Genomic DNA, 25,389 nt, shown 5'->3' on the forward strand with positions numbered 1-25,389 from the left:
CTGGAACTACTTCAAATCAACAGCATGCGTTGCAGACTAATCGCCCGATGCTCTAAGGGCCTTCAGGCGGCATCCGCCTCCGAGGCGATCCGGCAGAATTACGACCGCCGCGCGGCCTCTGCGCCATAGCTGTTCATGAAAGTGCGGACGCCGCGTTCGGCCATAAGCTGGATATCGGCGGGCGGCGGCGGCCCTTCCATCAGCCCGAACAGCCGCATTTTCCACATATGACCGGTACACAGGTCCAGAAGCTGCTGGGCGGCGACGCGCGGTTCGTCGGCGACCAGTTCGCCCGTCTCGCAGCGCGCTGCCACAAAGGCGGTGAGGGTTTCGATCAGGTTGTCGGGGTGATCGCCGAAGAAGGTGCGCACCAGTTCCGGAAAGCGCTCGGCAACGCCGATGGCGATCCGCATCGCCCTGATGGTTTCCTCGCAGGTCAGGCCGGTGGCAAGCTGCGCGCCAAATCGCGTCAGCACGTTTTCAACCGCATCATCCTCGGCAAGAGTCTGGCGCAGATCCTCGAAGATGCGCTGCTTGGCCTCCAGGATGATGGTCTGGAACAGCTCACCCTTGTTTTCGAAATAGACGTAGATCGTGCCCTTGGAAACGCCGGCGGCGCGGGTGATGTCGTTCATGCTGGCGGCATCGAAGCCGACATTCATGAACACCTGGCGCGCGCCTTCCAGTATCTGCGCGCGCTTGGCCGGGTCCTCGCCGGCAGCATGCCGGCCGATGCCGCGGAATACGCAGCGATCCGTCTCATCCTTCGGTCGACAGAAGCCGCCCCTGGCTTTTCCAAATCCCAAATTCGCCTCACTCGCCGGCGCGATCGCAAACCGCGCCGTCAGCCCTGAATGCTCCGGCAGTCCGGCGACACGCCGGGTTTTTATATTGACCTGTGCGGAACACATTTACGCATACGATGCGGGGCCGCTCAATTCAATGGTTAATTGAACTGAGCGGTTCGATGGGTCAATCCTGGCCGAACTCCTCCGGCGCATATTCATACGCCGTCGAGCAGAATTCGCAGGTCACGGTGATCTTGCCGTCCTCGGTGCTTTCCGCAATTTCCTCGGCCGTGAAGGCGCCGAGCACGTCGCGGATTTTCTCGCGCGAGCACGAGCAGCGGTCATAGACGCCGTGCGCGGGATAGACCGTGACGCCGCGTTCGTGAAACAGCCGGTAGAGCAGCCGTTCGGCGCCGACTTCGGGGTCGGTCATCTCGTCGAGATCGATGGTTTCCACCATGGCGCGGGCTTCCGACCAGGCATCGTCCGGATCGTGCGACAGCACGCCGTCATCGCCGTCGCCGCCGTGAAGGTCCGGCTGGCGCATGCGCTCCGGCTCCTGCGGCAGAAACTGGGCCACCAGCCCGCCGGCCCGCCAGCTTTCGCGCGGCTGGCCGTCCTCGTCGCGCGAGAACAGCTTCGCGACGCCGAGACGCACCGCCGTCGGAATCTGCTCCGACTGGCGGAAATAGGCCATGGCGATTTCCTCGAGCGAACGCCCGTCGAGCTCCACGATCCCCTGATAGGGTTGCATGAAGCCGCCCTGATCGATGGTGAAGGCCAGCACGCCGCGGCCAAGCAGCGCTTCCGGCTCGGTCTTTCCCGCCGCGATCGCGGCATCGAGCGCGTCCTGATCGAAGCGGGCATAGCCGCGCAGCGCATCCGGCGTCGAGAAATCGGCGACCAGAAGGTCGACCGGGCCGTCGCCCTTTGTCTGCACGGTGAACTTGCCCTCGAATTTCAGCGAGGTGCCGATCAGCGCCGTCAGCACCACCGCTTCGGCCAGCAGCCGGGCGACGGGCTCGGGATAGGCGTGACGCGCCAGCATGGTGTCCAGCAGCGGGCCGAGCTGGACCGTGCGGCCGCGCACATCGAGCGCATCCACCTGGAAGGGCACAACCATGTCATCACCGGCGAAACCGAGTTCGCCGAGTTGCGTTTCAAGATTTTGCATTGTTCATCTCCTTGCCTGGCAAGGCGGCGCTTCAGTCGAAGACGCCGAGGCACCAGGCCAGAACGGATTTCTGGGCATGAAGCCGGTTCTCGGCCTCGTCAAAGACGACCGATTGCGGACCGTCCATCACCTCGTCAGTCACCTCCTCGCCGCGATGGGCGGGCAGGCAGTGCATGAATATGGCGTTGCCATTCGCCTTTTTCATCAGGTCCGCATTGACCTGATAAGGCTGGAACACATTGTGGCCGCGCGCCTTGTGCTCCTGGTTCATCGAAACCCAGGTATCGGTGACCACGCAATCGGCGCCCGCGACAGCTTCGGCGGCGGTATCGAAGAAGTTGACCTCCGCCCCTTCCGCGCGCGCCCAGTCCACAAACCGCATCTCCGGTTCCGAGCCTTTCGGCACGGCGATGTTCATCCGGTAGGAAAACCGCCCGGCGCCCTCAAGGAAGGAGTGCAGCACATTGTTCCCGTCGCCGGTCCAGGCGATGGTCTTGCCGGCCACGGGACCATTATGCTCCTCGAAGGTCTGCAGATCGGCCATGATCTGGCAGGGATGGGTCGCATCCGTCAGCCCGTTGATCACCGGCACGGTGGCGGTTTCGGCAAGCTCCAACAGCCGGTCGTGATCGGTGGTGCGGATCATGATCGCGTCGACATAGCGCGACAGCACCTTGGCCGTATCGCCGATCGTCTCGGCGCGGCCGAGCTGCATGTCCTTGCCGGACAGCACCAGCGTATCGCCGCCGAGCTGACGCATGCCGACATCGAAGGAAACGCGGGTGCGCGTCGACGGCTTTTCGAAGATCATCGCCAGCACCTTGCCGGCCAGAGGCTTGTCCGCGGTGCCTGCCTTCTGGGCGGTCTTTCGGCTCGCCGCGTCATCGAGAATGCCGCGCAACGCGGATTTCGAAACGGCGGAGAGATCGAGAAAATGCCTCGGATTGGACATGGAACTACTCTTTCACAGATAGAACTTCGTTTTGCGCGCGCTCAGGCGGCGGAAAGCTTCTCGGCGGCGCGGCCCAGTCGGGCAAGGCCTTCGCGCGCTTCCTCGGCCGTTACCGTCAAGGGCGGCAGAAGCCGGATGACATTGTCGCCGGCGGGAACGGAGAGCAGCTTCTCCTCGCGCATGGCCGCTGCCAGCTCGCCGGCGGGCACGACCGCCTTGATGCCCAGCATCAGGCCTTCGCCGCGGATTTCGCCGATCACGCCCGGATAGCGGTCCTTTAGTTCGGCCAGTCCCTGCTTGAACACCAGCCCCACCTCCCTGACATGCTCCAGGAAGCCCTCTTCCAGCACCACGTCGAGCACGGCATTGCCGACGGCCATGGCCAGCGGATTGCCGCCGAATGTGGTGCCATGCACGCCCGGCACCATGCCGGATGCGGCCTCTTCCGTGGCAAGGCAGGCAGCAACGGGAAACCCGCCGCCAATGCCCTTGGCGATCGCCATGATATCGGGCGCGACGCCGGTCTGCTCATAGGCAAACAGCGTACCGGTGCGCCCAACGCCGGTCTGCACTTCGTCGAAGATCAACAGCAGGCCGTGTTCCTCGCAGAGCGCGCGCATGGCCTGAAGGAAGGCCTTGTCGACGGTGCGCACCCCGCCCTCGCCCTGGATCGGCTCGATCATAAGCGCGGCGGTGGTCTCGGAAATCGTTTCCTTCAGCAGATCGATATCGCCGGCCGGAATCTGGACGAAGCCCGGCGCCTTCGGCCCGAAGCCTTCCATGTATTTCGCCTGGCCGCCGGCCGCGATCGTTGCCAGCGTCCGCCCATGGAACGCGCCCTCGAAGGTGATGATGTCGATCTTCTCCGGATGGCCCTTGGCATAATGATAGCGCCGCGCGGTCTTGATCGCCGTCTCCAGCGCCTCCGCGCCGGAATTGGAGAAGAACGCCTTGTCGGCGAATGTCGCCGCCGTCAGGCGCTCGGCCAGCTTTTCCTGGCCGGCAACCTGATAGAGGTTCGAGACATGCCACAGCTTTTCGGCCTGGTCCTTCAGCGCCGCGACCAGATGCGGGTGCGCATGACCAAGCGAATTGACCGCAACGCCGGCGGCAAAGTCGAGATATCGCTCGCCCTTGTCCGTGATCAGCCAAACGCCTTCGCCGCGCTCGAAAGTGAGCGGTATTCTGGCGAACGTATTATAAAGAGGCGATGCACCGGACATGGCGGTAAAACTCCGACAAGATGACATGGGCGATTTTCAACGCCCGCAGAAATTAAAAATGCCGCCTTGAGGCGGCGGCAGGCCTTATATTGTCATGTCCGCCTCCAATGTCAACAAACGCGGTGGCGGCAAGGCGTTTGGGCGAATCCGCCGCCGTTTTCGCCCCCGCCAGCACAAAAATCACCAAGTTGGGGAAAACCGAGAAAAACGATTCGCGCGATTCCCCATAACCTTGCCACGCCCCGACCATAGGCCTACCTTACGAGCCAACAGAGTACTGCAAGCGGCGGATCTGATTACCCGGATTGGCGAGTTTTTCCTGTTTCGGACATGTTTCGGAGCACGACGCCGGATTCCGCCCGCAATAGCCGGAGACGACATATGAGCTGGACAGACGAACGCGTCGAAAAACTCAAACAACTCTGGTCGGAGGGCCTGAGCGCCAGCCAGATCGCGACCCAACTCGGCGGCGTCAGCCGCAATGCCGTGATCGGCAAGGTGCATCGCCTTTCGCTGCCCGGCCGCGCCAAGAGCGGCGGCGCGCCGGCACAGGCCGCGCCCCGGGCAACCGCGCGCAACACCGCACCGCCGCGCGCGCCGAACTTCGCCTCGCGCGTTGCCGGCCGCCGCCCGGCCGCTCCGCCGCAGAGCACGCCATCCGCGCCGCGCACCGCCGGCGCCACCGCGCTCAAGCAGGAGGTCGAGGCCGATATCGCTCCGACCGCGCGCCCGCGCTCGACCCCCGACAATGTCGTGCCGATCATGAAGAAGGTGGCGCTCACCGAGCTCACCGAAATGACCTGCAAATGGCCGGTCGGCGACCCGACCCAGGACGATTTCTATTTCTGCGGCTGCGATGCGAAGGAGAATTCCCCCTATTGCAGCTACCACGCCAAGCTCGCCTACCAACCCGTCAGCGACCGCCGCCGGGCGGGGTAAGCCCGCAGCAGACCTCCTCCGTGAAAAGCGCCTTCGGGCGCTTTTTTTGTTACGCCCTCACCCGTCCCAGCCGATCACCGTCAGGTCCGGCTACAGCGTCTTCCAGCGCTCGACCTTGTTCTCATAGGCTTCGCGGGATACCTGCGTCTTGTTCGGGCGCACGACGGCGTTGAGGAGATCGGCGAGACCGAAGGGCGCATCGCATGCGAAGCCGTCGCCCGTCGGTCTGATGCCCAGGGCGGTGGCCGTGGTCGGAAAGGTCGTGATCGCCTCCGAGACGCTTTCATATGCTTCGATGTCGAAGCCGAAGCGGTCGCCGTACCAGAGGTGCACCCGGGCCTGGTTCTTGACGTCGATCCAGGCCGGCAGAGCGGAAAACGCCGCGCGGATACGGGCGGCATGGCGGGCTTCCGCCCGCTCCGACAGGTCGGTGGGGTCGAAATAGACGATATCGATATCGGCGATGCCGTGCGCCGGGTCCATCCCGAACCGGCGGTTCCAGACCGTCTGCGCCAGGGCGCCAGCGACCAGCCAGCAATCCGGAAGATCGATCAGGCGCCAGTTCTCAAGAAGCGGCCTGATAAGCGGGCTTTCCGATACCGCCTCCATGACCTCTGCTAATTCAGTCTGCATCCGGCCCCGCTGCGATAACCCGCTCGGCACGGCTGTAGACGCTGAAGCCATCGCCGCGCGCCGTGGCGATCAGCGTCAGGCCCGCGGCTTCCGCCGTCTCGACGGCGAGCGCCGTCGGCGCGGAGATCGCGATCAGCACCGGACTGCCGGCGATCGCCGCCTTCTGCACCATTTCCACCGAAAGCCGGCTGCTGACGACAATCGCGCCCGCGCCTGCATCAATGTCCTCGCGCGCCAGGGCGCCGATCAGCTTGTCGAGCGCGTTGTGGCGGCCGACATCTTCCCGCACCGTCAGCATGCCCTCGCCCGGACGATAGAAGCCCGCGCCATGCACCGCGCGGGTGGCGGCAAACAGCGGTTGCGCGCGCGACAGCGCCTCCACGGCGGCATTCACCTCGCCCGCCCGCAGGCGGAAGTCCGGGGCGGCGACATTCGGCACGGCCCGCACCGCGGCCTCTATGCTCTCCAGCCCGCAAAGCCCGCAGCCGACGGGACCCGCCATGGAGCGGCGGCGGGCGGCCAGCGCCTCGGAGCGATCCGCCCGCAGCGTGATCTGCACATCGATGCCCTTGTCGAAGGCAACGATATCAACCGTCTCGATCTCCCGAGGATCGCTGACGATGCCTTCCGTCAGACTGAAACCATAGGCGAAATCGACGAGATCATCCGGCGTTGCCATCATCACCGCATGGGTCGAGCCGCCATAGCTCATCGCCACGGCCATCTCTTCGGCAAGGGGTCGGTCGGCCGCGTTGTCCCGACTTCCATGGGTAAACAGGGGCTTCAGGGGGGCTCCGGCCATCGCCTTACACCATCACCGGTTTGGGCAGTTGCCGTTCGCCCTTGAGGATCGCCGCGACCAGCGCCAGCGACGAGGCGAGTTCAAGCTCGCTCGAGGCGGCGAGCGCCACCCGGATCGCCGGCGGCGCGGCGGCGCGGCCCACATGGAAGCTCGACCCGGCCGCGACAGCCACGCCCCGGCTTTTCGCGCGCTCAACCATCGCCGCCTCGGTGAGGCCCTCCGGCAGCGGTATCCAGACATGCAGCGCGCCGGGCGTCATCCGGCAGGCGATGCCGGTGAGCGCTTTTTCCGCGATCGCGCGCCGACGCATCAGCGCCTGGCGCTGCCAGTTGACGAGCTCGATCGCGGTTCCATCGAGTATCCAGCGGCTGGCGATCTCCGCCATCACCGGCGTCGCAACCCAGTTGGCCGCGAGATAACGGTTGGAAACGGCGGCTGCAAAGCGATCCGGCGCGGCCACGAAGCCGCAGCGCAAGCCGGGAATCGTGTTCTTCGACAGGTCGGTCATGTAGACCGTGCGCTCTGGCGCGAAGGCGGCGACCGGCGGCGGGCGGTTTTCGACGAGCGGCCCCAGCACATCGTTTTCGATGATGGCAAGGTCGAGCCTGCGGGCAATCGCCGCGATCGCGCGGCGGCGCGGCGCGCTCATCACCAGCGCCTGCGGCCCGGCGGCCGATGGCTGAAGGAAGATCGCCCTCAGCCGCTTGCGGCCGGCAACCGCCTCGAGCGCGGCCGGCACAATGCCCTCGCCATCCACCTCCACGCCCTCGAGATCGATGCCCAGATAGCCGGCGAGCGGGCGCACCATCGGGTGGGTCAGCGCCTCGACCGCGAGCGCGCCGCCGGCCGGCACCACGCTCATGAACGCCGCCGTCATCGCATCGCTGGAGCCGTTGGTGACCGTGATGCCGTGGGCGGGGGCCTTCAGCCCGCAGGCGGCCAGCCAGTTGACGCCGGCCATGCGGTAGCGCTGGAACAGCGCGTTAGGCATCATCGAAAACGCCAGTTCCGGCGGCATGGTCGCGCCGAGATCGGCAAAGGCTGCACGGAACTTGGCAAGGCTGCGGCTCTCGCACACCGGCTTCAGGATCGAAAGGTCAATGACGCCGCTGCCGCCCTCAGTGAGGTAGGGCCGCTCGGGCGCCACCGGCTCGGCCTTGATGTAGGACCCGCGCCCGACCTCGCCGACCACCATGCCGCGCCGCGTCAGCTCCTCATAGGCGCGGCTGACGGTCTGCACCGAGACCTTGAGATCGGCCGCCATCTCGCGCTGCGGCGGCAACCGCATGCCGTCGATGAGTAGGCCGTTGCGCACGGCAGCCGCGATCTGTTCGGCGATGGAGAGATAGGCCGGCCGCTTGATCAGCCGGGGATTCGGGCGCCATTTTGTCATCTCCGGATGGTGGGGCAAATCCGGGAGAATGACAAGCGCACGGCTGAAAGCGGATTGCGGAAACGCAATGCCAAAGCCGTGAAATGCCTAACGCTTTCGAAACGACAGTCAGGTTTCGGAAAAGAGCGCGGCGGACCGGACCGGCTTTGCTTGGCGCTGCAAACCGTCTAGAACGCCCCGAACGAAACCGGCGACGGGGCGACCATGTCCGAGAGCAAAGCGAAAACCGCGATAACCGACACCGATGCGCTGGTGGCGCGCGGGCTCGTGCCAGCGGAAGCGGCGGGCGATATCGCGCGGGTTGCCGAGGATTTCCGCATCCGCATTCCGGCCCATATCCTGTCGGCGATCGACACGGTGGCCGCCGACGATCCGCTGGCGCGCCAGTTCGTGCCGGATCGCCGCGAGCTTGAAGCCTATGACGACGAGATGGAGGACCCGATCGGCGACGGGGCGTTCGAGCGGGCAAAGGGCGTCACCCACCGCTACCCCGACCGGGTGCTCTTGAAGCCGACCCATGCCTGCCAGGTCTATTGCCGCTTCTGCTTCCGCCGTGAAACCGTGGGTGAGCCGGAGGCCGCGCTTGACCGGGACGAGCTTGCCGCGGCGCTCGACTATATCCGCACGCATGACGACATCTGGGAGGTGATCCTGTCGGGCGGCGATCCGCTGGTTCTGTCCGACCGCCGGCTTTCCGAACTGATGAAGGCGCTTGGCGAAATCGACCATGTCGCCGTGATCCGCATCCACACCCGCGCCCCTCTGGTCACGCCGGAGCGCATCACCGACGACCTTGTCGCGGCGCTGAAGCAGGCCCGCAAGACGGTCAATATCGTCATCCACGTCAATCATCCGCGCGAGCTGACCGAGGCGGTGAAGACCGTTCTCGCCCGCCTTGCTGATGGCGGCATTCCGCTGTTCGCCCAGACCGTCCTGCTGAAGAGCATCAATGACGACGCCGAAACGCTGGCGACCCTGTTCAGGACGCTGCTCGCCAACCGGGTCAAGCCGTATTACCTGCACCATCTCGACAAGGCCAAGGGCGTTGCCCATTTCGCCGTGCCGATCGCGCGCGGCCAGGCGCTGATGCGGGCGCTGCAGGGCAGTATCTCGGGGCTCTGCCTGCCGACCTATGTGCTCGATATTCCGGGCGGCCAAGGCAAGGCGCCGATCGGCCCTTCCTATCTGGAGCAAACCGGAGAGAGCGAATACGAGGTCACGGATTACCGGGGCGGAAAACATTCCTATTCCGACTGGCGGTAAGCGCCAGTCTGGCCATGCCGGGTGCGTCACCTCCGTTTCGCCTCGCCCTCAGCGAAGGCCAGGGCGAGGATCGCTTCCTTTGGAGGGGTGGCGCTGCCGCCCTCACGCGCCGACGGTGCGCGCCTCGATTTCCTCCAGCGTGATGCCCTTGGTCTCGGGTGCTGCGGCGATCGCGTAGACGATGCCGACGACGCAGAAAAAGGTGAATATCCCGAAGGTTCCGACGATGCCGATGCCCGCCAGCAGATCCGGAAACACCAGCGCCACCAGGAAGTTGAAGAACCAGTTGGCGACCGAGGCGAGCGCCATGCCGCGCGACCTGAGCCGCAGCGGAAACAGCTCCGCCATATAGAGCCAGGGCAACGGGCCGAGACTGACGGCGAAGAAGGCGATGAAGGCGAAAATGCCGATCATGGCAAGATAGGGGGTTGCCGCGACATCCATCATCGTCGCCACGGTCACCAGCGCCATCGACGCCGCGGTTCCGATGAAGCCGAGGATCAACAGCTTGCGACGGCCCATGCTTTCCACCAGATACATCGCGACGACGGTCAGCGCGACATTGACGACGCCGATGCCGACGGTGGCCAGAAGATCGGTCGTTGTGCCGGAAAAGCCGGCATTCTTGAAGATTTCCGGGGCGTAATAGATGATCGCGTTGATGCCGGAAAGCTGCTGCAGCACGAACACGATCATGGCGAAGCTCGTCACCGGCAGGATGCCGCGCTTCAGGAACGTGCTCCAAGCAGGCGTCGCCTCCTCGTCCTTTGCGCTTTCCTTGATCTCGGCGATGATCTCGTCAACCTCGGCGGGCGAGGATTCCGGCTGCAGCTTCGCGATGATATCGCGCGCCTTGTCGGCATTGGCGTTGAGCGTCAGCCAGCGCGGCGTTTCCGGCGACAGCAGGATGCCGATCAGCGCCACGATCGACGGGAACACGCCGACGCCGATCATCCAGCGCCAGTCGCCCGAACCGCCAAAGGCCGCATCCGACATGTAGGACACCATGATGCCGATAGTGATCATCAACTGGAAAGCCGAGACGATGGTGCCGCGAATGCGCGCCGGCGCGACTTCCGCCAGAAACATCGGCGCGGTCATCGCCGAGGCGCCGATGCCGACGCCGATCAACAGGCGGGCGAGCGTCAGCACATACTGGTTGAAGGCGAGCGCGGAAATCAGCGAGCCGACCAGGAATATCAGCGCGCCCAGTATCAGCATCGGCTTACGCCCGTAGCGATCGGTGGTGACCATGGCCAGCACGGTGCCCGCCACCGCGCCGAGCGGCACGGCCGAGGTGATGACGCCCTCCATGAAGGGCGAAACCGTGAAATCCTGCTTGATGAACGGCAGGGCGCCGGAAATCACGCCCTGGTCGAAACCGAAGAGCATGCCGAACAGCGCTGCCACAATGACGATGGCGATGAGCATGGGTTTTCCTCCGCTTGGGCGGCGGTTGCCGCCTTCCCCTCTTATGACCCCGTTTATGAACCGTCGCTGCAAACCGCAAACGGCCTTATACCAAAAGTTGAAAGTCAAAACGGCATCCGTTGTCAAATCCTTTCGGACCTTAGCGTTTATATTAGCGGCGTTCCCGACTTCGCCGGCGGGCCCTTGACCGGCGCGCCGGCGCGCGGCATAGAGGGGGCATCCGAGGGGTGTGTCCGTGACACTGAGATGGCCGAAGGCCGAACCCTTGAACCTGATCCGGGTTATGCCGGCGTAGGAACGGAGTTTGGTCTTGAGCGACACGCCCAGAAAATCAGCCTCTATTGACGCCTCCGCTGCCCGGTACTGCCGGGGAGAGCGGGATTGAAGCGTACCCTTTCGGCTGTTCTCACCTTCCTGACGATCACCTTTGCACTGCTTTTGCTTTGGCAGGCGATCATCGATCTCGGCGACCTGCCGCGCTATATCCTGCCGCCGCCGCTTGCCGTGCTGGCGAAGTTCCAGACCGCCCACGCCATGCTGCTTGAAGAGGCGCTGGTGACGCTCAGGGAAATCCTGGCGGGCTTTGCCATGGGCGCGGTCTTCGGCGCGGCGGCGGCGATTTTCATTGCCGCCTTTCCCCGCATCGGCCGTTTCATCTGGCCCGTTCTGGTGGTGCTGCAATCCTTTCCCGTCTTCGTGATCGCGCCGATGCTGGTTCTGTGGTTCGGCTTCGGCATCGCCTCCAAGGTGGTGATGACGACGATCATCGTGTTCTTCCCCGTCGCCTCCAGTTTTGCCGACGGGCTGAGACGCACCGATCCGGAGATCGTGGCCGCAGGCCTGCTCGATGGCGCGGATCATTTCGAGATGCTGCGCCATATCCGTCTGCCGCTGGCGATGCCGCATCTGTTTTCCGGCCTCAGGATCGCCGCGCCCCTCGCGCCGCTCGGCGCGGTGGTGGGCGAATGGGTGGGCTCAGCCGGCGGACTCGGCTTTCTCATGGTCCAGGCCAATGCCCGCATGCAGAGTGACACCGTGTTCGCCGCCATGCTGATCCTGGCACTCGAGGCCGTGCTGTTTCGAAAGGCGGTGGATCTCGCCGCTCCCTTCTTCACCCGCTGGTCGCACGAGGATTGAGCGACCGGCTCAGATAAACAGGAGAATGACATGCTAAAGAAACTCGCATTCGCCGCCGCTCTTGCCCTGGCCCCCGGGCTGGCGAGCGCCGCCGACAAACTCGACGTGATCCTCGAATGGTATGTGAACCCCGATCACGGACCGCTGGTGGTAGCCCAGGAGAACGGCTATTTCGCCGATGAGGGGCTCGATGTGGAACTGGTGCCGCCGTCCGACCCGTCGATGGTGCCGCGCATGGTGGCGACCGGAAAGGTCGATATCGGCATTCACTACCAGCCCAATCTCTATCTCGACCACGAGGCCGGCATCGATATCGTCCGTTTCGGCACGCTGGTCTCAACCCCGCTCAACACGCTGACGGTGCTGAAAGACGGACCGATCAAATCCGTCGCCGACCTGAAGGGCAAGAAGATCGGTTTTTCGGTGGCCGGCATCGAGGATGCGGTGGTGGCCACGATGCTGGAGAACGCGGGCCTCACCAAGGACGACATAACCCTCATCAACGTCAATTTCGCGCTGACCCAGTCGCTGCTGTCCGGACAGGTCGACGCGACCATCGGCTCATTCCGCAATATCGAACTGCCGCAGATGCGGATCGCCGGCCACGAGGGCAAGGCCTTCTTTCCGGAAGAGCATGGCGTGCCGGTCTATGACGAGCTGATCTACGTGACCCGCAGCGACATGCTTGACGATGACCGCCTGCCGCGCTTCCTCGAGGCTGTGGAAAAGGCGACAGTCTTCATCGTCAACCATCCTGAGGAAGCATGGGAGAGCTTTGCAAAGGCCTATCCCGATCTCGACGACGAGCTAAACCGTCAGGCCTTCGCCGAATCCGTCGTCCGCTTCGCCAAGCGCCCCGCCGCCTCCGATGCCGAACGGTACGAGCGTTTCGGCGCGTTCATGGCGGAAAACGGACTGATCTCTGAAGCGCCGCCGGTTGATACAATCTCGGTCTCACTGTCGCAGGAATAACAGACCGGCCTTAAATCGCCACAAAAGCACTTTATAAAGAATTGAAAGAGGCGGCGCGCATGCCGCCTCGCTGTTTCGGTCTTTTGTGACGACAATTGCGGCGATACCGCCATCCAAAGACCGATCTCTATTCCTTCACGACAGGAGATCGGATCATGAAACTTGCCGGCCTTGTGCTGGTGGTGGTCGGGCTTGCGGGCCTCACCATCCGCATCTTGCTTTATCAATATCCCGACGTCGCGGGCACCATCGAGGGCAGCCTGCTGAGCCCGCTCTCCCACCTCGTCCTGGCCGCCGGCGCCGCGCTGCTTGCACTGCATCTGCTCTACCGCGTGCTGCGCCACGTCATGCATTTCTGAAATCGGCTAAATCCGCTTGCCCGCCCGCTCGTTCAGCGTGCTTTCGACAAAGGCCGCGACATCGCGGTCGGCGGGATAGAATTCGAGATAGCGCCGCCAGACCGCGACCGCGGCCTCCTGTCGTCCGGTCCTGTCGAGGATCGTCGCCATCAGACCGAGCGCGCCGAAATCGCGCGGCTCCAAGGACAGCGATGTGCGGATATCGTCCATGGCGCGTTCGAGATCGCCATGGGTGTAATGGAGCACCGCGCGCTTGCGGTAGGGGGCTGCCTCGTCCGGCCTCAGCGCGATCGCCTCCGACAAGAAATCGAGCGCGGCGGCGGTGCGGCCGTTATTTTCCGAATCATCCGACCATTCGATCAGCAGGGAAACCGTGGCGCTCGGGGAGCGATCGAGATATTCGTCGATCTGACGGGCGAGATCCGCCGCCTGCCGGGCATCGCTTGTGCGTTTCAGCCGATCATAAAGCCTGTCCAGCGGATCGGCCTCGACAACCGAGTCGAGCATTTCGGAAATCTGTTCATCCGCGGCATTGCCCTGCGCAAGCGCCGGCAGCGGGCCGGCGACGGCCATGGCGGCGAGGATCAGAATGGCGGACACAGAAAAGCGCATGACGGGAATGGTATCCCGTCATGGCAAAAATTCAAACAGATAATGCGCTGAATATCTCAGCCCTGGCGGGCCTTGAAGCGCGGGTTCTGCTTGTTGATGATGTATACTCGGCCCTTGCGGCGCACCAGACGGTTTTCCCGGTGACGGGACTTGAGCGCCTTGAGCGAATTCTTGATCTTCATGTTTTCGATCCGCTGTTTGTGCCGCTCTCGACTGATCAGTAAAGGCGGTCAGTATTGATATTCAAAGGCGCGCCTTGAAAAGCGCGCCCGACAGTGGCCGCTACCTAGCGAATGATCGCCGCCAAGTCAACCGTCGCGACGCTTTTCCAGCACGGTGACATGGCCCATTTTCCGCCCTGCCCGGCTTTCCGCCTTGCCATAGAGATGCACGAGCGCGCCTTCGGTCGTCATCCACGCCCCGATCCGGTCCATATCATCGCCGATGATATTGTGCATCACGCAATCGCTGTGGCGAACGGGGTCGATCAACGGTAGGCCGCAAACGGCGCGGATATGCTGCTCGAACTGCGAGAGGACGCAGGCCGCCTCGGTCCAGTGGCCGGAATTGTGGACGCGCGGGGCGAATTCATTGGCGATCAGCCTGCCGTCGCGGGCGACAAACAGTTCCAACCCCAGCAGGCCCACATAATCGAGCCCAATCAGCAGCCGCTCCGTCGCCTTCACGGCGGCCGCCGCAATGTCCGGCGAAACGCTGGCCGGAACGGTGGAGGTCCTGAGAATGCCGTCGCGATGCACATTCTCGGCGGGATCGAAACAGACGAACGTGCCGTCCATGCCGCGCGCGGCGATCACCGAGATTTCGCGATCGAAATCGATCCACTCCTCGAAGATCGCAGGCGCGCCATTGAGCGCTGCAAATGCGGCCTCCGGATCATTGTCGCTGCCGTCAAACACCCACTGGCCCTTGCCGTCATAGCCGAAGCGGCGGGTCTTCAACACGCCGCGCCCGCCAAACGCCTTGAGCGCGTCCGCAAGGTCCTCAGCGGTATCAACCGCGCGGAAACCGGCGGTGGCAATACCGCTGTCGTTGAGGAAGGTCTTTTCGGTGAGGCGGTCCTGCGAGACGGACAGCGCGCGGGCCGGCGGATAGACCGGCCGTTCGGCGGAGAGAAGCGCGGCGCTTTTCTCCGGCACATTCTCGAATTCATAGGTGATCACGTCACAGGCGCCGGCGAGTTCAAAAAGCGCCGCCTCGTCATCATAAGCCGCCACGATATGGCGGTTTGCGACCTGGGCGGCCGGGCAATCTTCCTGCGGCTCCAGAATGACGGTGCGGATCGAAAGCCGGGCGGCCGCCATGGCCAGCATGCGGCCAAGCTGGCCGCCGCCGATGATACCGATGGTCTTCATGAAACTCATTCGTCCTTGTCGATGGGGTATTCGGCAACGCTTGCCGCCTGGCGCACGCGATATTCATCCAGCCGGCCCGCAAGCTCGGGATCGGCAAGCGCCAGAACGGCCGCCGCCAGAAGCGCCGCGTTGACCGCGCCGGCCTTGCCGATGGCGAGCGTTCCGACCGGAATGCCCGCCGGCATCTGCACGATCGACAACAGGCTGTCCTGGCCGGAGAGCGCGCGCGACTGGACCGGCACGCCAAAGACCGGCAGCGGCGTCAGCGCCGCCATCATGCCCGGCAGATGCGCCGCGCCGCCGGCACCGGCAATGATGATCTGAAAGCCCTCGGCGCGGGCGCTGCGGGCGAACTCATACATGCGATCCGGCGTGCGGTGGGCGGAGACGATCCGCGCGTCGTAATCGATGTCGAGAATATCGAGAATGTCGGCGGCGTTCTTCATCGTTTCCCAGTCGGACTGGGACCCCATGACGATGGCGACAGGCGGATTCTTGATCGGGCTCATCGGCATTCCATTGTTTCAACAAATTCGACGAATGTGGCACGCGCCGACCATGCGTCGTTTCGGGCGAAACACGCTCTAGCATCAATCGTTTTCGGTGAAAAGCAAGGCGCCGGAGAGTTCAGGCCTGCCTGGGGCAAAATGCCCTCACAAAATCACATTTCCGCCTTCGACAAACGTCTTCGATCATGGCATGCTGATATTGCACTTTGATGACGAGGCGCCGCATCCGGCGGCGCGAAACCAAAGGAAGGACGTGTGCAATGACAGTTCAGACGCATCTTGCCGCTCTCGAGGAAAAGCATTCCGAACTTGAGAAGAAGCTTCACGACGTAATGGCTTCGCCGTCCAGCCCCGACCAGGAAATCGCATCGATCAAACGCAGGAAACTTCACCTGAAAGACGAGATTGAACGCCTCCATCACTCAGCTACGTAAGACACCCCCCTGTCCTCAAACGCCCCGGCAAAAAACCGGGGCGTTTTTGTTTGCGCAACGCGTATCTGATCGCCGGCTCGAAGCCTCCGCAATGCTCAAGCCTCGCCGCCCTTCTCCCGCTTCTTCATCACCCCGATCCTGAGCATCACCTCGCGCGGTATGTCATAGGTCGACTTCAGATGGTGATCGGTGCGCAGCCCCAGATAATCGCGCTGGATGAACAGCGCGAAAGCGCGGTCGGCCGCTGCCTGCACCAGTTCATCGCGGTCCTGATTGGAGCCCGGCGTCTCGTCGTGGCGTCTGAGCGCCGCTAGCGCCTCCTCCAGCCGCCCGCCGATCCGCCCCAGCGCCTGCGCCGTCTCCTGCATGATCTCGTATTGAAGGGCGTCCAGATCGGGATCGAGCGGCCTGCTGCTTGTGCCCGGCAATATCGGTTTCCTGGGGGCCATGATCTTTTCCTTGCGTCTCCTCCGAAGATTGGAAGGTGCGCGCGCGAGGTCAAGTGTTCCGGGGGATAAAAGGAGGCTAACCCGCAAATGCCCGGACGGCAGTTTATTGACAAAGTCCCTTTTCCGGCTCCTCCGTCATGCCGGCCTTGAGCCGGCATCCAGGGCAATTTCGACAATGGTCACGAGTAAAGCCCCTTGAACGTAAGGCGTCCCCTCGCCCTGGACCCCGGATCACGTCCGGGGTGACGGACAGAGGGGAGGCAAGCTCAAAGTGTCTGCAACGTGGTTTGCCAGCAAACGTGACGGGTTGTCATATGGCACAAAGATTACTATATTCAGCCAAAAGGCAATAACGGGATAAACGATGCCCCAACTGCAAGTGATCGAAAAAACCGCTTATCAGAACACAGCCCCCGAGATTACCGAGGCGGAAGGGCAGGCCATGGCGCGGGCGGCGGTCAATCTGTTTGCACGTTGGCGGGTGAGTGACAGCCAGGCCTGCATTCTGCTGGGCGGATTGTCGCCGCGCACATGGGCGCGCTGGAAGGGCGGCGATATCGGGCGCATTCCGCGCGATCTCAAAGCCCGGCTTTCCAACCTGATGGGCATTCACAAGGCGCTCCGGATCATCTTCACGGATGCGGACCGGGTCTATGGCTGGGTGCGACGCGACAACGCGGCTTTCGGCGGCGCATCGGCGCTTGACGTCATGCTTGGCGGAGAACTGACCGATATCATGCGGGTCCGGCGCTATCTCGACAGTGTCCGGGGCGGCTGAGCTTGACCATGCCCGATATCGTGCGCGTCACTTGGGCGAAGACCCACCGGATCATCCGTTCCCGCTTTCCGCCGATCGATCTCTTCGAGGATATCGCCGATCCGGCCGACTGGGACGCGATCCTGTCAGCCGAGGCCAAGACCAACCCGCGCGTAAGCACAAGCGTCGGCATGCTCGATCTGGTGCCGCCCGAGCGCCGGGTTGCCGGAGAAGGCGCCTCCTGGGCGATGGCGCCCTTCGTTCATACCTCGACGGACCGACCGAGCCGGTTCAGCGACGGTTCGTTCGGCGTCTATTATGCCGGCGACCGGATCGAGGTCGCGCTGTTCGAGACCATACATCACCATGCGATCTTCATGGCGGCCACAGATCAGGCGGCGGGCTGGACCTCCGATTTTCGCGAACTCGTCGGCACGCTCGATGCCGATCTCCACGATGTCAGGGACCGGGCGCGGTTCGCCAAACTCTACGATCCGGACGACTATCGCAAGCCGCAGGCGCTGGGCGCGGAACTCCATGCGGAAAACGCGAACGGCATACTCTATGGCAGCGTCCGGTATCCTGAAGGCGCGGCGGTCGCCTTGTTCTGGCCGGATGTCGCGGGCATTCCGAGCCAGGGCCAGCATTTTTCCTATTACTGGGACGGCGCGAATGTCACCACGGTCAAGAATCTGAGCACCGGCGATCTATTCGCCGTGGTCGATTAGCGCCCTTCAGGTCCTGCACCGTTGTGTGGCCGTCTGTCAGCCGCACCGCCGCCACCGTCAGCAGCGTGTGGGGCAGCGCGTTGCGGAGATCGAAGAGCAGGCCGGCGTGACGGTGGAAGCCGGATAAGTCTTGTTCAACACAAAAAAGCCCCGGCCAATGGCCGGGACCCGCATCGCGGGGATCACCAGACTTTGGCAGCCTGATGATCCGGGGAGAATGTTGGCCTACTGCCGGTCGGGCAGCGGCATCCAGTCGGGCGTGGCGACATCGGCGTGGGCGAAGGCCGGCAGTTTCTCGCTGAGCTCCTGCATGTTCTTGATGTCGTCATCAAGAAGCGCCTGCTGGGTGATCAGCGTCGGCGGCACGATGACGTTGTGGCCGGGGTCTTCGCCGGCGAGCATCATTGCCAGCGCGCGCACCGAAACCTCGCCGACGACAGCCGGATTGGTGGCGGCCGTCGCAACCCATGCGCTGCCGGGCTCGCGCATGGCGGCGATATCGGAGGTCGAGACGTCAGCCGAATAGATCTTGACCGCATCCGACATGCCGGCCTCGTCCACGGCGATCTTCACGCCCTTGGCGAATTCGTCATAGGGGGCGAACATCACGGTGATGTTCGGATTGGCCGACAGTACCGAGCGGGCCTGGTTGGCAACGGAGTTGGCGATCGGGTTGTCGAGCGTGCCGAAAGTGGCGACTTCGTCGATGCCCGGATATTTTTCCTTGAATTCCTGCCAGACCTCGTCGCGGCGGTCGAGCGGTGCGATGCCCGCAACATAGACATAGCCGGCGGTAAAGCTGTCGCCATTGTCCTTGATCGCCTGTTCCAGCGCCAGACGGGCGAGATCATGGTCCGACTGTTCGATCTGCGGGATCGCGTCGTTTTCGACATTCACGTCGAAGGCAACGACATCAATGCCGGCATCGACGGCGCGCTGTGCGGCCTCGCGCATGCTTTCCGTCAGACCATGCTGGATGATGATGCCATCAACGCCGAGCGCGATTGCCTGGTCGACCATGTCGGCCTGAAGGGCTGCATCCTGGCGGCTGTCAAGCACGCGAAGATTGAGGCCGAGCGCCTTCGACTGGGCTTCGACGCCAGCCAGATAGGACTGGAAGAAGTCGCCGGTGGAAAGGTAGCGCACCAGCGCGATGGTGACATCTTCCGGCTTGTCGAAGGGTGCCGGCATGTCGGCGGCCATTGCCGGCATGGCGGCGGCGGAAAGCATTGCGCCCGCCGCCATGGTGTTGAACAGTCTGCGTGTGATTTTCATTTTCTCATTCCTCCACGTCTGAGATCCAGATTTGAGATCGCTTGCGCCTCCTCCCGCAGTGCCCGATACCGGCGCCAGTATCGGTCCTGTCGACGGGCGGTGAACACCGCCCGTTCATGTTCAGTGCCCGGTCAATGTTTGTGCCGCGTCGAGAGCGCGAAGGTGAAGACCAGCGCGATCACCAGCACCGCGCCCTTCACGAAATCCTGGGTGTAATAGGGCGCGTTCATCATCGTGAGCCCCTGCAGCAGAATGCCAACGAAGAGCGCGCCGATGGCCGTGCCAAAGGCATTGGGCTTGGCTGCACCCAGCACGGCAAAGCCGATCAGCGCAGCGGCCACGGCATCGAGCAGAAGATTGTTGCCGGAGGCGATATCGCCGCGACCGAGCCGGGCTGCCAGGAGAATGCCGCCGATCGAGGCGAACTCTGCCGAAATCACATAGGCGAGGATCTTGTAGCCGTTGACCGGCGCGCCGGCGAGGGCTGCCGCGCGCTCATTGGAGCCGACGGCATACATCATCCGGCCATACCGGGTGAACTCCAGAAACAGCCAGATCGCGATCGCCAGAACGATCAGCACCACGACCGAGACCGGCACGAGATTGGGCAGGATGAAATCGAAGCGGTGGCGGCCGAGCGCCAGAAAGGCGGCGCTAAAGGCGCCTTCAGCCTGCGAGCCATCCGGCAGCGTCATGCCGGTCGCAATCGAACGCCCTTCGGTCGGAATGCGCTGCAGGCCAAGCAGCAGGAACATCATGCCGAGCGTGGCGAGCAGATCGGGAACGCGGCCATAAACGATCAGAATACCGTTCACAAGGCCGATCAATCCGCCGATCACGAGGCAGACGGCAACGGCCTCGAACGCGTTGCCGCCCATCACCACCATGACATAGGAAGACGCCATCAACGCCGTGGTCGCGACTGAGCCGATCGAAAGATCGAAGCCGCCGACTACAAGCGTTGCCGTAACGCCAAGCGCCAGAATGCCGGTGATCGATACCGATTGCAGGATGAAGACCGCGCTCTGCGGCGAGGCAAAGCCCGGAGCGGCGATCGAGAAGATCAGCACCAGCGCAAGCAGCAGCGCCAGAAAGCCATAACGGATTGCCAACGCGCGGACATTGCCAGAGCGGCGGCCTTTGTGTTCCGGCTTCGCAACGGCGGAATTATGGGCGAGTGCGTTCTCTTCGTTGGTCATTGGCTCACCATTTCCAGACGCCCGGCGATCTGGGCGAGAAGTGTATCAAGGTCGACTTCGAGGTTTCTGTGCTCGCCGACAATCGTGTGTTCGGACATGACCAGAATGCGGTCGGCAATCTCGAACGCCTCGTCGAGTTCGGTCAGGAAGACCAGCGTTGCCCGGCCGCCGGCCGATTGCCTGAGGGTCGACGCGATATCGCGCCGGGCGGCGATGTCGACGCCCTGAAACGGCTCGTCGAGGATCAGCAACCGCGCGTCATGGCTCAGCCAGCGCCCGACCATGACCTTCTGCTGGTTGCCGCCGGACAGCGTCTGCATGGCGTCCCGCTCCGTGCGGCAGACAACGTTGAGGCCCGAAATCTGATCGCGCGCCTGCGCCTTTTCGCGCGACCGGCTCATGATCCCGAAGGATGACAGGCGCTTCAGGAACGGCAGGCTGATGTTTTCGTAGATGTTGAAATCGGGCACGATCCCGCTCACAGCGCGATCCTTGGCGACCAGAAACACGCCGCTTCCAATCGCAGCGCCCGGATTTTTCGGCGCATAGGCTCTGCCCTCCAGCATCATCTGCCCACTATGAGGCCGGCGCGCGCCGAACAACGTTTCCGCCAGCACGGTCTTGCCGACGCCGACAAGACCGGTCACAGCCACGATTTCGCCCTCGCGCAGCGTCATCGAGAACGGCTTCTTGCCGGGGGCAATCTGGAGATCCGTTGCGGAAAAAACCTCGGTCCCGCCATCTTGCACGTCCACATGGCCATGGCTGATGGTGCGGCCGAGCATGGCGTCGACGGCGCCCTTGTAGTCAAGCTCGGGCCCCTCGAACACACCGGAAATCCGGCCATCGCGCAGCGTGACGATGGTATCGGCCAAGCGCCTGATATCCGACATGCGGTGCGAGATATAGAGGATCGCAACGCCATCGGCGCGCAATCTGTCAAGCAGGGCAAAGAGGCGATCGGCTTCAGCGCTCGAGAGCGACGAGGTCGGCTCATCAAGAATGAGAACGCGCGGCTTATGGGCCATGGCGCGGGCGATTGCCACCATCTGGCGGTCGGCGAGCGACAGGTCGGAAACCTGGGCCGAAAGATCGAGCGAAAGCCCCATGGCCTCGGCGACGACGCGGGCCTGTTTGCGGATCCTGTAGGGATTGAAGAACACCGAAGCGCCGCGCCCTGTCAGCCGGTCGAGCACGAGATTGGTCGCGACATCGAGATCGGCGGCAACGCCGTCATTGATGTTCTGATGCACGGTGACGACGCCGGCGCGGATGGCTTCGGCGGGGGTAGCGGGGGTAAACGGCTTGCCGGCCAGCGTGATCGTGCCGCTGTCGGGGCGATAGAGACCCGTGACGGTGCGCACCAGCGTGGATTTGCCGGCGCCGTTCGCTCCCATCAGCACGGTCACTTCTCCGGAACGCAAGTGCAGGTCGACGCCATCCAGCACCTGGATCGGCCCGAACGCCTTGCGCAGCCCGTCTATGCGGAACACTGCGGTCATGAAATTCATTTCCTCCCGCCATCATCCTAGAAGCGGAGATCATCAAATGTCAACAGCAATGACATTTGCCAGAAAATAAAAATAGCAAATGTCATTAGTGTTGACAAATGACAGATCGCGGCGCTACCGTGCTGAAAAAGCCCCGCGAGCGCAAACCGCCGGGGCGCATTTGGGAGGATGTCTATGGCGCTGGAAGAGGCCTTTGCGGCACTTGGGCCCGAAACCCTGCCGTCACGGCTGGGCTCGCTCGAAATCCTGACGGACAAGCTTGGACCACCCTCGGGCTGGCAGGTCCGGGAGGTCGGCGACGGCAATCTGAACCTCGTCTTCATCGTCGAGGGCGGCGGGAAAAGCATGATCGTCAAGCAGGCGCTGCCCTATGTGCGGCTTGTGGGCGAAGGCTGGCCGCTGCCGCTGACCCGATCCTTCTTCGAGTATAACGCCCTCATCCGCCAGGCCGAACGCGCGCCGGGCAGCGTGCCGGAAGTTTTTTATTTCGATGAGCGCCAGGCGATCATCGTTCAGGAATTCCTGAGCCCGCACATCATTCTCCGTAAGGCGCTGATCGAAGGGCAGGTACTGCCCCGGCTTGCCGAAGATCTCGGCCTGTTCATGGCGCGCACGCTTTTCCGGGGCTCCGACCTTTCCATGGAAGCGGCGGCGCGCAAGAAGGACATGGCGCTTTTTGCCGGCAATGATGCGCTGTGCGACATCACCGAGGCGCTGGTCTTCACCGACCCCTATTACGATGCCGAGATGAACAGCCACACGACGCCGGAGCTCGACGGCATCGTGGCAAGGCTGCGCGCCGATCGCGACCTGAAGGTGACGGCGCAGGAAATGAAGCACGCATTCGTCACCCGCGCCGAGACCATGCTGCATGGCGACCTCCATACCGGCTCGATCATGGTCACCGAGGACGAGACCCGGGTGATCGATCCCGAATTCGCCTATTACGGCCCGATGGCCTTCGATGTCGGCATGCTGCTCGCCAATTACTGGATGAGCTTCTTCTCGCAACGCGGTCACGAACAAAACGGCGCGCGTGAGGATATGCGCCGCCACCTGCTGAATACGATTTCGGAGACATGGACCGTCTTCCGCGACGAGTTTTCGCGGCTGTGGCGCGAGGAGCGCACCGGCATCCTGTTCCAGCGCGCGCTCTATGAGGTCCAGGGCGACACGCTTGGCGCGGAACAGGCGCTAGAGCGGTTCCTGCATGCGCTGTTCGAGGACATGCTGGGCTTTGCCGGGCTGGAAATCCATCGCCGTATTCTGGGCCTCGCCCATAATGCCGATTTCGAGACCATTGCGGATCGCGCGCAGAAGGCGCGGTGCGAGACCGCAGCCCTCGAATTCGGCCGTCACATCGCCGTCAACCGCCGCCATATCAGCAGCCTTGACGCACTGGAAAGACTGGCCATCCGGCTGGAAGAGGAGAGCGCCCCATGAAGGTTGGCGATAAACACTACCGCACGATCTGGCCGCACGAGGATGGCCGCTCTGTTGAAATCATCGATCAGCGCTGGCTGCCGCATGATTTCCGTGTCGTCACCCTGTCTACGGTTGACGAGATCGCCACGGCGATTGCCGACATGTGGGTGCGTGGCGCGCCGCTGATCGGCGTGACGGCCGCCTATGGCATCGCCATCGCCATGGCGGATGACCCCTCTGATGCAAATCTCAATGCGACCTCCGAGAAGCTGCACGCAACGCGGCCGACAGCCATCAATCTCAAATGGGCGCTCGACAAGATGCGGCACACGCTCTCGAACGTCGCGACCGACGAGCGCGCGGAGGCAGCCTATCGCCGTGCCGCCGAGATCGCCGATGAGGATGTGGAGCTGAACCGCGCGATCGGCCGCCACGGGCTAGAAATCATCAAGGAGATCGCAGCGAAGAAGAAGCCGGGCGAGCCGGTCAACATCCTCACCCACTGCAATGCCGGCTGGCTTGCCACCGTCGATTACGGCACGGCGACCGCGCCGATCTATCTGGCGATGGAGGCCGGCATTCCGGTCCATGTCTTCGTCGATGAAACCCGCCCGCGCAATCAGGGCGCCTATCTCACCGCCTGGGAAATGGAGGGCCATGGCGTGCCGCATGACCTGATCGTGGACAATGCGGGCGGCCATCTGATGCAGCATGGCGAGATCGACATGGTGATTGTCGGCACCGACCGCACTACAGCCTCGGGCGATGTCTGCAACAAGATCGGCACCTATCTGAAGGCGCTGGCGGCGAAGGATAACGGCGTGCCGTTCTATGTCGCCTTGCCCTCGCCCACGATCGACTGGACGGTGAATGACGGCGTTGCCGAAATCCCGATCGAGGAGCGCAACAGCGACGAGGTGAGCTTCGTCCAGGGCGAAAGCGCGGCAGGCGAAATCATCTCGGTGCGCGTATCGCCGAAAGGCACGCCCGCCCGAAACCCCGCCTTCGACGTCACCCCCGCCCGCCTTGTCACCGGCCTGATCACAGAGCGCGGCGTCGCGGAAGCATCGGCGGCAGGCCTTGCACGCCTGTTCGAAAAAGAGAACTGATCCCATGTCCCTGACCAACGAAAAATCCACCGAGGATATCGCGCACGGCATCCGCAAGCGGGTGTTCCTGCACACGATGCGCAACAATGGCGGCTATCTGAGCCAGGCCTGTTCGGCGGCCGAAAGCCTCGCCTTTCTCTATAACGAGGCGCTGCATCTCGGCGCGCCGACACTGCCGCCGGTTCCCAAGCCCTTCGCCGGCGTGCCGTCGGCCCACAACCCGGATGCCTTCACGGGCGCGGGCTATCACGGCCCGTTCGCGCCCGAATATGACCGCTTCTTCGTCTCGCCCGCTCATTATGCGCTGGTGATCTATTCGGCGCTGATCGAGGTCGGCCGGATGGACGAGAACGCGCTCGACCACTTCAACAAGGATGGCGGCTCGGTGGAGATGATCGGGGCCGAGCACAGCCCCGGCATGGAAGTCACCACCGGCTCGTTGGCACAGGGGCTTTCCATGGCCTCCGGCGTCGCCTTTGCCCGCAAGCGCGCGGGCGAGAAGGGCAAGGTCTGGGTCTACATGTCGGACGGCGAATTCCAGGAAGGCCAGACCTGGGAATGCATCTCCGCCATGCGCCACCACGCAATCGACAACATCCGCGTCATCGTCGACGTCAACCGCCAGCAATGCGACGGGGCGATGTCCTCGGTGCAGGAACTCTACGACCTTCCGGAACGGATCGCCGCCTTCGGCGCGACCTGCCGTTCGATCGACGGCCATGATCTTGAGGCGATGCGCAAGGCCGCCGTCAGCGCCGAGCCCGGCAAGCCGCTGGTGATCCTCGCCAATACATCACCCTATCAGGGTATGAACTTCCTGAAGAAACGCTTCCCGCGCCTGCATTACGTGCGTTTCAAGGGCGCAGACGAGCGCATCGAGATGCGCGATGCGCTGGCGGTCGAGCTCGGCGTCGACCTCAATGAAATCGAAGAGGCCTGATC

27 protein-coding genes and 1 riboswitch are annotated in these 25,389 nt (G+C 63.4%); of the genes, 11 read left to right on the forward strand and 16 right to left on the reverse strand.

What is annotated here, in order from left to right; genetic code table 11:
• Positions 1–98 precede the first annotated feature (98 nt).
• The 4 genes from V6767_RS09610 to V6767_RS09625 all read right to left on the reverse strand — a co-directional run bounded on the left by V6767_RS09610 (position 99) and on the right by V6767_RS09625 (position 4,137).
• On the reverse strand, positions 99–806 hold the full coding sequence (locus V6767_RS09610; RefSeq protein WP_448473276.1) for a TetR/AcrR family transcriptional regulator: 708 nt from the start codon (positions 804–806) through the stop codon (positions 99–101).
• Positions 807–972: 166 nt separating this feature from the next.
• The gene (locus tag V6767_RS09615; RefSeq protein ID WP_448473277.1) at positions 973–1,962 is read right to left on the reverse strand and encodes an Hsp33 family molecular chaperone; all 990 of its coding nucleotides are present in this window, start codon (positions 1,960–1,962) and stop codon (positions 973–975) included.
• A 31-nt stretch (positions 1,963–1,993) separates the two neighbouring features.
• A complete protein-coding gene (gene argF / locus V6767_RS09620) occupies positions 1,994–2,914 on the reverse strand; it encodes an ornithine carbamoyltransferase (protein WP_448473278.1) in 921 nt (306 codons plus the stop codon).
• A 41-nt stretch (positions 2,915–2,955) separates the two neighbouring features.
• On the reverse strand, positions 2,956–4,137 hold the full coding sequence (locus V6767_RS09625) for an acetylornithine transaminase (RefSeq protein WP_448473279.1): 1,182 nt from the start codon (positions 4,135–4,137) through the stop codon (positions 2,956–2,958).
• Positions 4,138–4,518: 381 nt separating this feature from the next.
• On the opposite strand from V6767_RS09625, the gene V6767_RS09630 reads away from it, so the two are divergent.
• Positions 4,519–5,076, forward strand: coding sequence for a GcrA family cell cycle regulator (locus V6767_RS09630; RefSeq protein ID WP_448473280.1), 558 nt, complete (start codon positions 4,519–4,521; stop codon positions 5,074–5,076).
• 90 nt (positions 5,077–5,166) lie between these two features.
• On the opposite strand, the gene V6767_RS09635 is transcribed toward V6767_RS09630, so the two are convergent.
• From V6767_RS09635 to ehuR, 3 genes are read right to left on the reverse strand one after another with little or no spacing between them, the layout of a single operon-like run.
• A complete protein-coding gene (locus V6767_RS09635) occupies positions 5,167–5,709 on the reverse strand; it encodes a nucleotidyltransferase family protein (protein WP_448473281.1) in 543 nt (180 codons plus the stop codon).
• Positions 5,699–6,511: a formate dehydrogenase accessory sulfurtransferase FdhD gene (fdhD, locus tag V6767_RS09640; RefSeq protein ID WP_448473282.1), complete on the reverse strand. Its 813-nt coding sequence runs from the start codon at positions 6,509–6,511 to the stop codon at positions 5,699–5,701. The genes V6767_RS09635 and fdhD overlap by 11 nt, the downstream gene beginning before the upstream one ends.
• A 4-nt stretch (positions 6,512–6,515) precedes the next feature.
• On the reverse strand, positions 6,516–7,904 hold the full coding sequence (gene ehuR, locus V6767_RS09645) for a MocR-like ectoine utilization transcription factor EhuR (protein WP_448473283.1): 1,389 nt from the start codon (positions 7,902–7,904) through the stop codon (positions 6,516–6,518).
• A gap of 204 nt (positions 7,905–8,108) precedes the next feature.
• On the opposite strand from ehuR, the gene V6767_RS09650 reads away from it, so the two are divergent.
• The gene (locus V6767_RS09650) at positions 8,109–9,167 is read left to right on the forward strand and encodes a lysine-2,3-aminomutase-like protein (RefSeq protein WP_448473284.1); all 1,059 of its coding nucleotides are present in this window, start codon (positions 8,109–8,111) and stop codon (positions 9,165–9,167) included.
• A 102-nt stretch (positions 9,168–9,269) separates the two neighbouring features.
• Here V6767_RS09650 and V6767_RS09655 read toward each other — a convergent pair whose 3' ends face one another.
• Entirely contained in the window at positions 9,270–10,598 is a 1,329-nt protein-coding gene (locus tag V6767_RS09655) for a sugar porter family MFS transporter (RefSeq protein ID WP_448473285.1), read from the reverse strand.
• A gap of 213 nt (positions 10,599–10,811) precedes the next feature.
• Positions 10,812–10,913, forward strand: a riboswitch (TPP riboswitch).
• Positions 10,914–10,979: 66 nt separating this feature from the next.
• On the opposite strand from V6767_RS09655, the gene V6767_RS09660 reads away from it, so the two are divergent.
• From V6767_RS09660 to V6767_RS09670, 3 genes are all read left to right on the forward strand, one after another.
• Complete coding sequence (locus V6767_RS09660) at positions 10,980–11,735, forward strand: ABC transporter permease (RefSeq protein WP_448473286.1); 756 nt, start codon at positions 10,980–10,982, stop codon at positions 11,733–11,735.
• A 30-nt stretch (positions 11,736–11,765) separates the two neighbouring features.
• Positions 11,766–12,707, forward strand: coding sequence for an ABC transporter substrate-binding protein (locus V6767_RS09665; RefSeq protein WP_448473287.1), 942 nt, complete (start codon positions 11,766–11,768; stop codon positions 12,705–12,707).
• A 155-nt stretch (positions 12,708–12,862) separates the two neighbouring features.
• On the forward strand, positions 12,863–13,066 hold the full coding sequence (locus V6767_RS09670) for a hypothetical protein (RefSeq protein WP_448473288.1): 204 nt from the start codon (positions 12,863–12,865) through the stop codon (positions 13,064–13,066).
• Positions 13,067–13,072: 6 nt separating this feature from the next.
• On the opposite strand, the gene V6767_RS09675 is transcribed toward V6767_RS09670, so the two are convergent.
• The 4 genes from V6767_RS09675 to purE all read right to left on the reverse strand — a co-directional run bounded on the left by V6767_RS09675 (position 13,073) and on the right by purE (position 15,566).
• Positions 13,073–13,678 carry a hypothetical protein gene (locus V6767_RS09675; RefSeq protein ID WP_448473289.1) on the reverse strand — a complete coding sequence of 202 codons (606 nt, stop codon included), beginning with the start codon at positions 13,676–13,678 and terminating at the stop codon, positions 13,073–13,075.
• Between the two features lie 56 nt (positions 13,679–13,734).
• Positions 13,735–13,860 (reverse strand): type B 50S ribosomal protein L36, encoded by a 126-nt coding sequence (ykgO, locus tag V6767_RS09680; RefSeq protein ID WP_018064355.1) that lies wholly within the window; start codon positions 13,858–13,860, stop codon positions 13,735–13,737.
• 126 nt (positions 13,861–13,986) lie between these two features.
• Positions 13,987–15,060 (reverse strand): 5-(carboxyamino)imidazole ribonucleotide synthase, encoded by a 1,074-nt coding sequence (locus V6767_RS09685; protein ID WP_448473290.1) that lies wholly within the window; start codon positions 15,058–15,060, stop codon positions 13,987–13,989.
• Positions 15,057–15,566, reverse strand: a complete 510-nt coding sequence (purE, locus tag V6767_RS09690; protein ID WP_018064353.1) for a 5-(carboxyamino)imidazole ribonucleotide mutase — start codon at positions 15,564–15,566, stop codon at positions 15,057–15,059. The genes V6767_RS09685 and purE overlap by 4 nt, the downstream gene beginning before the upstream one ends.
• A 254-nt stretch (positions 15,567–15,820) precedes the next feature.
• Here purE and V6767_RS09695 point away from each other — a divergent pair, with 254 nt between their 5' ends.
• Positions 15,821–15,994 carry a YdcH family protein gene (locus V6767_RS09695; RefSeq protein WP_448473291.1) on the forward strand — a complete coding sequence of 58 codons (174 nt, stop codon included), beginning with the start codon at positions 15,821–15,823 and terminating at the stop codon, positions 15,992–15,994.
• A gap of 95 nt (positions 15,995–16,089) precedes the next feature.
• On the opposite strand, the gene V6767_RS09700 is transcribed toward V6767_RS09695, so the two are convergent.
• Positions 16,090–16,443, reverse strand: a complete 354-nt coding sequence (locus tag V6767_RS09700; RefSeq protein ID WP_448473292.1) for a DUF6665 family protein — start codon at positions 16,441–16,443, stop codon at positions 16,090–16,092.
• A gap of 364 nt (positions 16,444–16,807) precedes the next feature.
• Here V6767_RS09700 and V6767_RS09705 point away from each other — a divergent pair, with 364 nt between their 5' ends.
• Both V6767_RS09705 and V6767_RS09710 read left to right on the forward strand, forming a co-directional pair.
• A complete protein-coding gene (locus tag V6767_RS09705) occupies positions 16,808–17,221 on the forward strand; it encodes an MbcA/ParS/Xre antitoxin family protein (protein ID WP_448473293.1) in 414 nt (137 codons plus the stop codon).
• Between the two features lie 8 nt (positions 17,222–17,229).
• Positions 17,230–17,928, forward strand: coding sequence for an RES family NAD+ phosphorylase (locus V6767_RS09710; protein ID WP_448473424.1), 699 nt, complete (start codon positions 17,230–17,232; stop codon positions 17,926–17,928).
• A gap of 225 nt (positions 17,929–18,153) precedes the next feature.
• Here the strand turns inward: V6767_RS09710 and V6767_RS09715 are convergent, their stop codons facing one another.
• The 3 genes from V6767_RS09715 to V6767_RS09725 form a co-directional block, all read right to left on the reverse strand.
• Entirely contained in the window at positions 18,154–19,203 is a 1,050-nt protein-coding gene (locus tag V6767_RS09715) for a substrate-binding domain-containing protein (RefSeq protein WP_448473294.1), read from the reverse strand.
• 131 nt (positions 19,204–19,334) lie between these two features.
• On the reverse strand, positions 19,335–20,402 hold the full coding sequence (locus V6767_RS09720; RefSeq protein WP_448473295.1) for an ABC transporter permease: 1,068 nt from the start codon (positions 20,400–20,402) through the stop codon (positions 19,335–19,337).
• Positions 20,399–21,913, reverse strand: a complete 1,515-nt coding sequence (locus tag V6767_RS09725; RefSeq protein WP_448473296.1) for a sugar ABC transporter ATP-binding protein — start codon at positions 21,911–21,913, stop codon at positions 20,399–20,401. Before V6767_RS09725 ends, V6767_RS09720 begins: the two co-directional genes overlap by 4 nt.
• 174 nt (positions 21,914–22,087) lie before the next feature.
• Here V6767_RS09725 and mtnK point away from each other — a divergent pair, with 174 nt between their 5' ends.
• Genes mtnK through V6767_RS09740 form a run of 3 tightly spaced genes read left to right on the forward strand, consistent with a single transcriptional unit; the run spans position 22,088 to position 25,387 of the window.
• Positions 22,088–23,356, forward strand: coding sequence for an S-methyl-5-thioribose kinase (gene mtnK, locus V6767_RS09730; protein ID WP_448473297.1), 1,269 nt, complete (start codon positions 22,088–22,090; stop codon positions 23,354–23,356).
• On the forward strand, positions 23,353–24,447 hold the full coding sequence (gene mtnA / locus V6767_RS09735; protein ID WP_448473298.1) for an S-methyl-5-thioribose-1-phosphate isomerase: 1,095 nt from the start codon (positions 23,353–23,355) through the stop codon (positions 24,445–24,447). Before mtnK ends, mtnA begins: the two co-directional genes overlap by 4 nt.
• A gap of 4 nt (positions 24,448–24,451) precedes the next feature.
• Positions 24,452–25,387 carry a transketolase gene (locus V6767_RS09740; protein ID WP_448473299.1) on the forward strand — a complete coding sequence of 312 codons (936 nt, stop codon included), beginning with the start codon at positions 24,452–24,454 and terminating at the stop codon, positions 25,385–25,387.
• Positions 25,388–25,389: the final 2 nt, after the last annotated feature.

It is taken from the genome of Martelella sp. FLE1502, from assembly GCF_053484255.1.